Origin of the sequence: Microcoleus sp. OTE_8_concoct_300, assembly GCF_031383065.1 — a bacterium.
Lineage (GTDB): Bacteria > Cyanobacteriota > Cyanobacteriia > Cyanobacteriales > Microcoleaceae > Microcoleus.
Genome location: NZ_JANMZH010000394.1, coordinates 1 through 11,915 on the forward strand (window position 1 = coordinate 1; position 11,915 = coordinate 11,915).

The 11,915-nt window shown below is 47.4% G+C and carries 10 protein-coding genes; 5 read left to right on the forward strand and 5 right to left on the reverse strand.

The annotated features are described in order from the left end of the window. Positions 1–61: 61 nt before the first annotated feature. A complete protein-coding gene (locus ACUVJL_RS18025; RefSeq protein ID WP_445247115.1) occupies positions 62–1,255 on the forward strand; it encodes an RNA-guided endonuclease InsQ/TnpB family protein in 1,194 nt (397 codons plus the stop codon). Then, on the forward strand, positions 1,256–1,486 hold the full coding sequence (locus tag ACUVJL_RS18030; protein WP_445247116.1) for a hypothetical protein: 231 nt from the start codon (positions 1,256–1,258) through the stop codon (positions 1,484–1,486). It begins immediately after the preceding gene. Here the strand turns inward: ACUVJL_RS18030 and ACUVJL_RS18035 are convergent. Further along, complete coding sequence (locus ACUVJL_RS18035) at positions 1,470–1,916, reverse strand: BP74-related protein (RefSeq protein WP_445247117.1); 447 nt, start codon at positions 1,914–1,916, stop codon at positions 1,470–1,472. The two genes, ACUVJL_RS18030 and ACUVJL_RS18035, sit on opposite strands and share 17 nt — an antisense overlap. 82 nt (positions 1,917–1,998) lie before the next feature. On the opposite strand from ACUVJL_RS18035, the gene ACUVJL_RS18040 reads away from it, so the two are divergent. Both ACUVJL_RS18040 and ACUVJL_RS18045 read left to right on the forward strand, forming a co-directional pair. Beyond that, a complete protein-coding gene (locus ACUVJL_RS18040; RefSeq protein WP_445247118.1) occupies positions 1,999–2,232 on the forward strand; it encodes a hypothetical protein in 234 nt (77 codons plus the stop codon). 487 nt (positions 2,233–2,719) lie between these two features. Then, positions 2,720–3,211: a hypothetical protein gene (locus ACUVJL_RS18045; protein WP_445247119.1), complete on the forward strand. Its 492-nt coding sequence runs from the start codon at positions 2,720–2,722 to the stop codon at positions 3,209–3,211. Positions 3,212–4,792: 1,581 nt separating this feature from the next. Here ACUVJL_RS18045 and ACUVJL_RS18050 read toward each other — a convergent pair. The 4 genes from ACUVJL_RS18050 to ACUVJL_RS18065 form a co-directional block, all read right to left on the reverse strand. Then, positions 4,793–5,653: an SDR family oxidoreductase gene (locus tag ACUVJL_RS18050; protein WP_445247120.1), complete on the reverse strand. Its 861-nt coding sequence runs from the start codon at positions 5,651–5,653 to the stop codon at positions 4,793–4,795. A 400-nt stretch (positions 5,654–6,053) separates the two neighbouring features. Beyond that, on the reverse strand, positions 6,054–8,525 hold the full coding sequence (locus ACUVJL_RS18055; protein WP_445247121.1) for an SdrD B-like domain-containing protein: 2,472 nt from the start codon (positions 8,523–8,525) through the stop codon (positions 6,054–6,056). A gap of 277 nt (positions 8,526–8,802) precedes the next feature. Beyond that, positions 8,803–8,961: a hypothetical protein gene (locus tag ACUVJL_RS18060; protein WP_445247122.1), complete on the reverse strand. Its 159-nt coding sequence runs from the start codon at positions 8,959–8,961 to the stop codon at positions 8,803–8,805. A 223-nt stretch (positions 8,962–9,184) separates the two neighbouring features. Continuing rightward, complete coding sequence (locus tag ACUVJL_RS18065) at positions 9,185–11,104, reverse strand: SdrD B-like domain-containing protein (RefSeq protein WP_445247123.1); 1,920 nt, start codon at positions 11,102–11,104, stop codon at positions 9,185–9,187. A gap of 391 nt (positions 11,105–11,495) precedes the next feature. Between ACUVJL_RS18065 and ACUVJL_RS18070 the strand changes: the two genes are divergently transcribed. After that, a partial coding sequence (locus ACUVJL_RS18070) for a peptidoglycan-binding domain-containing protein (RefSeq protein ID WP_445247124.1) occupies positions 11,496–11,915 on the forward strand: 420 nt, incomplete at its 3' end.

The window sequence follows — 11,915 nt, forward strand, 5'->3', positions numbered from 1 at the left end:
AGGACGGCTTTACATTTGCCTGATTTTGGTTTACCATAGTAATTAGAGTTTGGTAAGTGCAATGTTCAAGGCGTTTAAGTATAGAATCTACCCAACAACCGAGCAAAGAGACTTACTGGTTAAGTCTTTTGGTTGTTGCCGTTGGTTCTACAATTACAGCCTTAACTTAACAACCGAAACTTACAAAAAGACTGGGAAGGGATTAAGCAGAAATGAAATAATCAAACTGCTCCCACAACTCAAGAAAGAGCATGAATGGTTAACAGAGCCACCTTCCCAAGTTCTGCAACAAGTAGCCGATAATTTGTCGAGTGCTTTTCTCAATTTCTTTGAAAAGAGGGCGAAGTATCCCAAGTTCAAGAAGAAGCATCAAAGGCAGTCAATTAGATTTCCTCAAAAGATGAAATTAAGCGGTGACTATTTAACATTGCCTAAACTGGGAAAAGTTTACTGGAAAGTATCCAGAATTCCCGAAGGTGAATTTAAATCTGTCACGGTTTCAATGACTCAAGGTGGTGAATTCTATGCTAGTTGTTTGTTTGATGAAGGAAAGGATAAGCCAGAACTGTCTAAGGAAGGTAAAGTGGTAGGCATTGATTTAGGTATTACTCATTTTGCTATTACCTCAGATGGAACCAAACACGGCAATCCTAAGCACTACCGCAAGCATGAGAAAAAGTTGGCTAAGTACCAAAAGAGATTAGCTAAGAAGCAGAAAGGCTCTAACAACCCCAATAAGGCTAGAAAAAGAGTAGCCAAAGTACACCAGAAAATTACTAGATGTCGAGAAGATTTTCTCCACAAACTAAGTCGTAAATTAGTAGACGAAAATCAAGTCATAGTGGTAGAGAATCTAGCAGTGAAAAACCTGGTATGCAATCATAAATTAGCTAAGTCAATAGCTGATTTAGGATGGGGACAATTTTGTACCATGCTGAAATATAAAGCAGAATGGTCAGGAAAAATCTACATAGAAGTAGATAGATTTTTTCTTAGTTCCAAAACTTGTAATCACTGTTTGCATCGAACTAGCGAAATGCCATTGGATATTCGCAGTTGGCAATGTCCTAAATGCGGAACTTTGCACGACCGAGATATCAATGCCGCTAAAAATATCCGAGATGAAGGTTTACGAATGTTAGAGGTAGGGCATACCTCGGTAGCTTCTGGAGAACGAGTAAGACCAAGCAAAGGCACTGCTTTGGTGAGGCATTGTTCTGTGAAGGAAGAATCACCGCTGCTAAAGGAGCGGTGAGTGTCAAACAAACACAACCCGGCTGTTGAGAAGATACGTACATCCTTCCAAAATTCTGAAGTAGCACAACTGGAGGCAGAAGTTTCTCGACTTAAAGAGGAACTGGATGCGGCACAAAAAGTTATTGCCGGCCTACATCAGCAAAACCAGGTTCTTCGACAAAAGGTGTTAACTCCAGAAAAATGCGATCGCTTTTTGAAGGAAAGTTTTCGGGTTACTGAATTTCCTTAACTAGCCGTGAATTCCAAGGACACCAGTACAAACCTGGTAAAAATGCTCCACCCGCTTCATCAAGGTGGTCTTCGACGTACCCAATATTAGCATCACAAACTTCTATCGCGAAGCTAAAGAAGCTGATAGAGGCTGGATCTAATTGATAGCTCCATTTTGAATTGTAGGCAGCAGGTCTTTTTATGATTCTTCCGATTACATGGGTTTCATCTTTCTGGGTTCCCTTGAGTATATTCCGGGCTTGTTGGATCTTACTCTCATCAGTGAGTTCAATAACGAATTGATCGGAGGCGGGTGGGGTTTCCAAGACAAATCTAGCAGGTGTAGCCGCGTATGCTGGAGCACTAAAGCTGATACCAAGCATACCAACAAGACCCAATACAATTAGTACTCGACGTGTCAGAGAAGTTAGTTTTTGAAAGAGATTCATGGTAAAGACCTCTAGTTGCCAAAACAAATTTTACCACTCTGGTGCACTTATTATTACTGCACCATCCGATCGAGAATATTCAATGTGGAAACTACCTATCGCCCTCTCCTGCTTGCCTGTGGCCACCGCCTACCTCTATCAATACGCTCTTTGGGCGCGTCAGCGACGGGCGGCCAAGCAAGAAAGCCGATCGCACAATTCCACCTCACCAACGAGGGATCCAGTAGAGCCGCGGGTGAAACCTGCCAAACAAGTAGCCCCCGAAGTTTCTGACTGGTACGTGTTTCGATCGGGTAAAGCCGAGGGGCTAAGATAGCAAATTGCAACTCTAGGAAGTTCAGAAAATTACCGATCGCACAAAAGTTAGACGGGGAAAATCGGACAGGCAGCCCGCTGGTGAAATTCCCGAATTGGCAAAGTATCTTACTGTCTATCCCATTGGCCGCCAAATAGTACCCGCAGCCGTGCCGAAGCATATCCTGAAAACCCCGAGTTTGAAGTTCTAGTTTCAATCCGTGATTAGGACAATATTTATTAAAAAATTTTCCAACTCTGATTTAAGCGTTGGTTTCTGGCTGGCCGGATCGGGGAGGCAGGCTACTAGAAAACAAGCTGAAGCGGGGATAGACTTTGGGAGTTATTCGAGATGTCTAAAACACAATAGCGATACGTCCTTGGAAAGATGCGATCGCACTGCTGCCTTCCTAGGATTGTAAAAGTTAAAAGGCCACAGTCCACACAGGTTTTCTGATAGAAACAGAAGCAAGCTCAGACACACGACTACGGAGCAGTTAAACAGGAGTTTGGACGGTTATGAACAGTTCCTTGATGCTGCGCACGATCGGCACGGTTTCATCACAAAAAGGCGCTATCGTCCAGGGCAGTGGGATGAAGTCAAACACTGGAAATACTATTCGGCGGGGGGCGAACCTTGGTTCGGTTTTGAGGCAGTCCGCGATCTTGAGGGGCTGCCACCAGAGATTCTGCTCATCCCGCTTATCGGTCACACGCGGGGTCATGCGGGCATCGCGATCGACACCCCCGAGGGTTGGCTCCTACACGCAGGCGATGCCTACTTTTACCGAGACGAGATGGGTTCCTCCACACGACGCTGCACGCCCGCACTACGCGCCTACCAGTCGATGATGGAAGTAGACCGCAAGGCTCGGTTGCTAAATCAAGACCGGCTGCGCGCATTATCAGTCGATCGAAGTAAAAGCGTGCGCCTCTTCTGTAGTCACGACGCCCTTGAGTTGAAAGCGTTCACTGGCAAGTCCAGCAGTTCTCACAACTAGACATTTCATCATTTACAAAACCTCTGCCAGTAACACCGATTCAGAAACCAGAACTTATCCATGTTACCGACCTTTCAGACAAATCCTTGCTCTGACTTCCTAGAGGTCTTTATGTCTTTTAAACACTTGGCGTTAGTGCTTTTGTATTCATGAGCTTATAGCCTTTCGAGCGAAAGATGAGGTACTCATGGGCATAGGGCATAGGGCATTGGGCATAGGGCATAGGGCATAGGGCATACCTCACTTTTCTGAGAACCGCTATATGTAGAGCAAGCCTAAATCATTTGTGCAAAAGCATCATATTTTTTGAATTTAGGAGGAGTAAAAATTTTAAACTTCAATAAAAATTGAAATAGTTTCTTAACCCTGCTAAAAGTTTTACAGAGATCATAAAATCCTGTAGAAAGTATTTAGCTTGTAGCCAAATACTTTCTACAGGATTTTATTCAGAACCATAAGGGCAAAATAAACAACAACTTATTGAACATTCTGACGGTAATATCTAATCCGTTGACATCGGAATTAGGCATCTCTCTCTTCTCTTTCTCTGTGTCCTCTGTGCCCTCTGTGGTTTAATCATTCCGATACAACCGGAATTGATATGATTTACCGTCGTTTTCCCTCCCCTCATTAATAGCTAGTGCATTTTTTCATCTCTATGGTAGCTAGCACCATCCCAGATTAACAACATTTTTTGATGTCGATTCATTTGCTTGAGTTCTTCAACCTAATTTCGGGCGAAGCGAAGCGGAGGTAATCGACCGGACATGATATTAAATAGCTTTTTAAACCGGGGAATTTTAACTTTAATGCCGCGACTCCTCCGGCTAAATATTTTCTGTGAGTTAGTGCAATAAAACTTGTTGAAAATTCTATAGCCTTTCTCAGAAAGATGAGGTACTCATGGGCATAGGGCATAGGGCATAGGGCATAGGGCATACCTCACTTTTCTGAGAACCGCTATAATTTTTTTTCTATTTCTCGATAACTAAATCCTTTTAATCTCAGCTTAACAGCCTGTAATATATTCCACTCCGGGATATTTTTAGTAGGAGAAATAAAGTTTTGCAACTCTTCTATAGCAATCCTAAATCATTTGTGAATTTCTTACTCCCTCCCCAAGGCATCGGGGAGGGTTGGGGTGGGGTAAAAAATTTATGACTCATTTAGGATTGCTATAGTTGTCTATCCTATTTTTTTTTGACTCGTTTAACATTTTTTTCTCCTTTTTTTGCTCCGACTCGCGACTGCGGGCGCTCACGGGCCCCCGCAGATTCGGTGTTCGATCGCCTCCTGTCGCGAGTCGGAGCGCCCGCTGCTGGCACTAACTACTTGTCTACCCCCTTTTTTTCTTGAATTTGAGCTGAGCTCTTTTCTTTTTAGACAAATCATTCAGACGCGCTATAGAAGTGATTGTTAGCAAAACCCACCCCTACAAGATACTATTGTTTTTTGCAATGACCTACTTACCAAAGCAATTACAACAGTATCTAGCGGAGTGGCAACGTTCTGAAACCTTACAGAATGGGAGTTCACAATTATCCCTATTTGACTGGTACTTTATTTCTCGGCAAGTCCTTTCTATGCGTTAACCACAGAACCGCCGTTGGGATGCAAAATTTGACCAGTCATGTAAGACGAATCTTTTGAAGCTAAAAACACGTAACTGGGGGCAACTTCATCGGGTTGACCGGGGCGTCCCAAGGGGGTATCTGCACCAAAGTTCTCAACTTTTTCTTCGGGGAAAGTCGAGGGAATTAGAGGGGTCCAAATCGGGCCGGGAGCTACTCCGTTGACGCGAATTCCTTTCTCAGCTAAACTTTGAGACAAAGAGCGGGTAAAAGCAACAATCGCTCCTTTTGTCGAGGAGTAATCTAGCAATTGTTGATTGCCTTTGTAAGCGGTGACAGAGGTAGTATTGATAATTGCACTTCCTTCTTGTAGGTGTTTTAGAGCCGCTTTTGTTAGGTAAAACATTGAGAAAATGTTGGTGCGGAAAGTGCGCTCTAATTGTTCCGCGGTGATATCTTCGATGCTTTCTTGGGGATGCTGTTCGGCGGCGTTGTTGATGAGGATGTCGAGGTGGCCGAATTCTTTAACTGTTTGTTCTACAAGGTTTTGACAGACGCTTTCATCCCCGATGTCGCCGGCGATCGCAATGCAGCGGCGGCCTTGTTGTTCGATCGCCTCTTTGGTTTTTTTAGCATCTTCATCTTCGTTGAGATAGCTGATGACTACGTCTGCGCCTTCTTTGGCAAAAGCGATGGCCACGGCGCGCCCGATACCGCTGTCTCCGCCAGTAATTAAGGCTACTTTGTCCCGCAATTTGTCGGTACCGCGATATCCCTCCATAAAGGATTGAGGTTGCGGCGTCATCTCGGATTCAATACCGGGTCGCTGTTCTTGATGTTGAGCAGGATTGGTTTGTTGTTGAGTTGGCATAAAATATTCCTCTAAGTTCTATAACTCTATAAATAAAGGTTTTCTTGGGGTAGCGAATCATTCTTTTTGCCGATCGCGCCCTACGACTAAAGACAGTAATTAAAGAGATAAATAAACCCGCCTTCCGAACCCATGATTGTGGCCGGCTGGTTTATATAAATTGTGAGTTTTCCTCAAAGATTGTCGGTAAAATCGGCCTCTTGGAGCATCGGGATATATTTGTTGTAGAGGCGGGTTTCACGAAAAATATTTCCGGTAATTAAAGAAATCGATAAACCCGCCGCCCGAGCCTCTAATTATTGTCAAAACAGCAAAAAGCACGCCAAAACATGATTTGACGTGCAGTTTAAACAAGCTAGTTGCTAATTGCTGAGTCTCGAACTAGAAACCCAACCTAACATTAAAACAAGGGAGCCGAAGGAGCAGTATCGGCCCACTGTAATAGAGATTGATCGGCACGCTGCTGTGCTAAAAACAATTCAACCAGCGAGATCGCCTGGGTTTCGAGGTTTAAGTCAAAGGGGCTAAAACCACTCTGAGGTGCGAGCAAGCTATCTGCGCCGGGCCCTGGCAGAGCCGCCGCTGAACGGCCGGGGTTTGTCAACGGATCGGTAGGAGCCGCCGCTACCACCACCGAAGGCGTAGTAGTGGGACCAGGCACGTTAAAGTTAACAGGATTAGGCCCAGTTGGGATCGGGAACGGGTTGTTAACACTCGCATCGAAGACTTCCAAAACCGAGTAAGTGCCGGGCAACAAATTTGGAAACAGAGCAATTCCATTAGCGTCCGTTCTTACCAGAGGTTCAGTTGCTGCATCGTAGCGATTGTTCCGGTTCAAATCCAAAGTAAATGGGATATTGGCAAGAGGCGGTTCGCCTGCATCTTGTAGGCCGTTGCGGTTGTCGTCTCGGAATTTTGGAACTGGCAAATTATAGCGCCGAGAGTCGCCAATCAAAGCGCAAGTAAAAGTTTGATTGGGGCCCAGAACGATATTCAGCGGTTGAGTCGTCTGGAAGAAACCAGGAGGAACTACCTCTCGAAGGTTATAAGTACCGGGAGCCAAATTGTTGAACGCAAAGGTACCAAACTGATTGCTAGTGGTACTGGCTTCCCCTGCATCGAGGGCGCCGTTCTTATTGGTATCGAGATAGACAGTAACGCCACTAATAGCCGGTTCATTTCCGTCTCGATAGCCGTTGAGGTTAAAGTCCTCGAATTTGCAACCCGTTATGTTGCTGTTCGGCGTATTGGCAAAAGTAACGTTAGCGTCCTGAGTGTTGAGAGTCACCGGAACGACAGCAGATGTAGAAGGCGAGAAACCAGCCGGTACTACTTCCCGCACCGTGTAATTGCCCGGTGCCAAGTTGGTAAATGCTCCTCTCCCTTGGGCATTAGTCTGTAGTTGTTGTTCTCCGGCGTCCGCAGCCCCATTATTGTTGGTGTCGAGGAAGACAGAGACACCGCTAAGGGCTGCTTCACCCTGAGCTGGCTCGTAGCGACCGTTTGCGTTCAGGTCATTGTATTTGAATACAGTGATGTTAGGTCTAGTGTTTCCCACACCAGCATTCCCTCCAGAAGCATTATTAGCTGGCACAGGAGTAAAGATAAGTGCTGGTGACGGGTTAGTGGCTGGGAAAGGCACAGGAGTGTTTGCAAAAATCGGTCGTACACCCGTTGCTGCAATAGAAGCTTCTCCTGCTTGTTGGATGCCGTCGCGGTTGGTATCTACGTATTTAGGGTCGTTTGGTTTCAGTGTATAGGTTGCGTCTGTTACTAAGAGTGGTTGCTCTCTGCTGATCGTACCCTGGAAGCGTGCCTGCGGCCCTGGCGCTGAAACCAGAGTGGGGTTGGGAGTGGTTGCTACTGGAGCATTCAGGTTTCCTGGGGCACCGCCACCTACTGCAGCAGGCAGTACAGATGGAAAAATTTCCAACACTGCATAATTGCCAGCTCGCAAATCCCGGAAGAGAACTACTCCGTTTGCATCGGTAATTGCGATCGGTTCGGAGTTTTGATCCCAACCACCGTTCCCGTTCAAATCTAAAATGAAAGGTACTCGAGCAATGGGGGGTTCCAAAACTCCATTGACCAGATTTCGCGTGCCGCTGCGGTCTATATCCCGAAATTTGTTAACTTCAATTTGATAAAGCGGAGTGTCGCCAACTTGAGCGCAGGCAAAGGTTTGACCGGGGGCCACCGTCACGTCCAGTACGGGAATGTTGTTGGGTGGGGTGCTTTGGGGGAAATCTCTTTCTAGGGGTTGTCCGTTGATACCGTTGACTCGTTCTTCCCGAATCCTGTACGTGCCTGCTGCTACATTAAACGACCACGCACCATTTTTGTCTGTTAGGGTGTTCAGTTCCCCTGCATCGCGTTGGCCGTTGCCATTGGAATCAATATATATCCTGACATTTTTAATCCCCGGTTCATCGCCATCTCGAAAGCCGTCCCCATCTAGGTCTAGGTATTTGCATCCTACAATCCGGCTGCCTGTAATTGGGGTGTTGCCAAATAAAACGTTGACGTTTGTGTTTCCAAGAGTGACAGCGAGGGGATTGGGAGTAGTTGGACTCAAACCAGGAGGTATGGTTTCCCTGATTACGTAGTTACCTGGGACAAGATTTATGAATGAGAACGCGCCGTTAGCGTCCGTCGTGGTTGAGACTTCCCCAGTACCAGCATCAAATACACCGTTGCTGCTTGTTGCTGGTTCCAGGAGAAAGGGGATGTTTGCCAGACCTGTTTCATTTGGCTGTCTGATGCCATCCCCGTTCACGTCAAGGAACTTGATTCCTAAAATTGCCGGGCCAGCATTCCCAACCACAACTGGCTGTAGTTGGTTGGCTCTGCGCGCTTCGTTAGTTTCTGCCATGATTTCTCTCCTTCACACCTAAATCCACGTAAATTACAGACTACTGTATGGGTTGTAAGTTGCTGAGTAGTTTTTACTAATAGCTGACAACCGCTACTCGATTTTACATACGTCTGCACTTGAGGTAATGTTCCCCATCTAACACAACAATGCCTCAAGCTTTGTCGCTGGCAAGTATATCAGGTTTTGAAGAGCCCTGGCAATTTGAGGGCAACATCTTCAAGATTTGCACGCCTTCTCTGTCCGTAGATACTTGCTGTTTCGAGCTTTAAAAAGCCTAAGACAGACTTCCCCCTCCGATCGAGTCCGGCATCGTTCTTGTTTGTCCTGGGAAAGCTGTGCTTGGCGATCGCAGCCTCGCTCGCTCGCCCAGCACAGCGATCGGCAGCACCGATCGAGCTACGGGACTTGATCTGACTTGGCTAAGCCTGTCCATACGCCGATCGGGGTTGGGGGAATTGCCTGATAGTTTCTCACTTACAGAGATGCTACTACCTCTGCATATTGCACCCAATATACAAGCCAGCTTCGGAGTTGCCGGAACTTAGGCTTGAGTGTTGGAGGTTGCCAACAATTAGGGTATCACGCGATCGCCCTTTCACCTCTTCCTGATTTTGATCTGTTGTTTAGGATTCTGGGCGATCGAGCTTTGTGTCACCCTAAATAACCGAGAACTCTCTCGCGCCCACAGTGTTGACCGAGTTCCCGATCGCCCCTTTAATTAATTCATTTTTATTGACAAATTCACTGATTTGTGCATTAGTATCCAAACCGAGATTCTGTGGCCCAAAGTTAGGAATATTGCCTAAATTGGCAACAGGTCGATCGACCAAAAAATCACTAATTCGATAACTATCACGACCCTCGCTCAAAAGCAAGCTATCGGCCCCAATATTACCCGCAGGTTCGGGTCCGGCATAATTGCTGGGATCCGTCAGCAGGTCGCCTTTCCAGGATTTAGCCGACTCACCCTCAGCATCTGGCGTCACCAAATCGATCCTGCTAGCCCGAATCTCTGGCGAGACAACAACCACCCTAGGCGGAGTCGTTAGAATGAAACCCGGCGGCGGAACTTCGCGGACAACATAACTACCTACCGGAACGTTGCGGAAACTGTAATTGCCTTGAACATCGCTTAAGGTACTCGCTTCACCCGGATCTAAACTGCTGTTGTTGTTGAGGTCGATGTAAATAGGAGAGTTGGCGATCGGCGGTTCCCCGGGATCTAGGCGGCCGTTGGCGTTAAAATCGTTAAATTTCACACCGCTAATTGTGCCCGTTACCAATACATTGCCAAAGCTGAGATTAGTGGCATTTGTGCCGTTGCCCACGGTGATGGGAGTCGGATTCGGGGTGGTTTGTCGAAAACCGGGCTGCGGGACTTCCCTGACCAAATAGGTGCCTTGAGGCAAATTGATAAAAGAGAAATTACCTTGGGGGTTTGTTAAAGTCGAAGGTTCGTTGGTATCTGGGGCGCCGTTGTTGTTGAGGTCAAGGTAAATCGGCCAGTTGGCAATTATCGGTTCCGTCGGTTCCTTGATACCGTTAGCGTTGAAGTCGTTGAACTTGAAGCCGCTGATGCTGCCAGTAGGAAAATTGTTGCCGAAATAGACGCCTACAGCGTTGGTATTGCCGATTATGTCGATCGGGCCTGGATTTGGCGTAGTCTGTACCCATCCCGGTTGTTGGACTTCCCTCACCAAATATCGGCCCGGGGAAACATTCGCAAAAGTGTAGTTGCCTTGCGGGTTTGTGATGGTGTTGGGTTCGCCCGGGTCAAGGCTGCCGTTGGCGTTGAGGTCGATGTAAATTTGCCAGTTGGTCAGAGGCGGGTCTGTTGCGTCTCGGACGCTGTTGGCATTGAGGTCGTTGAACTTGAAGCCGCTGATGCTGCCGACAAAAAAGACATTGCCAAAATTGATGTTGTTGACAGTGGCGTTGGCAGTAACGTTAACCGGGCCGGGGTCAGGCGTAGTTTGGCGAAAACCCGGTTGCTGGACTTCTCTCACCCAATATGTATTTGCGGGAATATTGACAAAAGCGTATTTGCCTTGAACGTTTGTAAAAGTAAAGGGTTCGCCGCCGTCGAGCCTGTTGTTGCGGTTGAGGTCGAGGTAAATTTGCCAGTTAGCTAGCCCTGGTTCCCCGGGATCTGGGCTGCTGTTGTTGTTGATGTCGTTGAATTTTGTGCCTGCGATCGTCCCTGCGTTGAAGTTGTTGCCAAAATTGATATTGCCAACGTTTGTCCCGCTGGTAATCGTGATGGGTGCGGGATTTGGGGTAGTTTGGCGAAAGTTCGGCTGCTGGACTTCCCTAACTTGGTAAGTACCCGGCGGCAGGTTGGCGAAGATGTAGTTGCCTAGCTGGTTGGTGAGGGTGGAAGGTTCGTTAAACTCGGGCTGGCTGTTGTTGTTGAGGTCGAGGTAGATTTGCCAGTTGGGAATTGGGACTTCTCCAGCATCAGGGCGGCCGTTGGCGTTGAGGTCGTTGTATTTGGTGCCGCTGATGCTGCCGACTTGGAAGTTCCCGATGTTGACGTTGCCGATGTCTATTTGGCTGGCGGTTCTGAATTCGGACATGGTATTGCTGGGGCCCAATGAACGCGGTTCAATGTTTTCTGTAGGGCAATCTAGCAGTTTTTTTGCCAATTGCAGCTATTTGAGAGACATAAATTTTTTTAGGAGAGGGAAGGGGAGGGGGGAGATGGGGAGAGAGGGAGAGGGGGAGAGGGGGAGATTGGGAGATTGGGAGAGGGGGAGAGGGGGAGATTGGGAGAGGGGGAGATTGGGAGGGGGGGAGATTGGGAGATTGGGAGAGGGGGAGAGGGGGAGATTGGGAAAAATCTTCACGCTTGACTTCTTGGCTTAACATCCATCCGTTACATCCCGTAGATTGCTCGTTGCCGAAATTCCCAATTTTTTCCTGATTTGAGGTACGATCGCTACCAGTTTTGCAGAGGTCGAATTCCCAATGTCCCAAAACTTGACAGCCAGCTGGAATGACGCCCGCCAGGTTCCGAGTTGGCTCGGAGGCTGGAGTTTGTGCGGTTTATTGCTAATGGGATCGATCGCCTCTACTCCTGCTGCCGCACAGCTACCTACCTCGGAACAAGGTAACATTAATAGCCCGATCGCTCAAACAGGTGCGATCGTCCGCCCCGCAATCAAATTAGGCAGCCGCGGCGAGGCCGTGCTCGAACTCCAAGCTGCTCTTAAATTGTTGGGCTTTTACCCTGACACTGTAGACGGGATTTTCTCGCAAAGCACCGCTAGAGCTGTTTCTCAGTTCCAGGAAGCAGCAGGCCTCGCGGCCGACGGCATAGTCGGTCAAGATACTTGGAACCGGCTGTTTCCTGTGGATCCGAGTGCGATCGAAAACCCGATCGCCAAC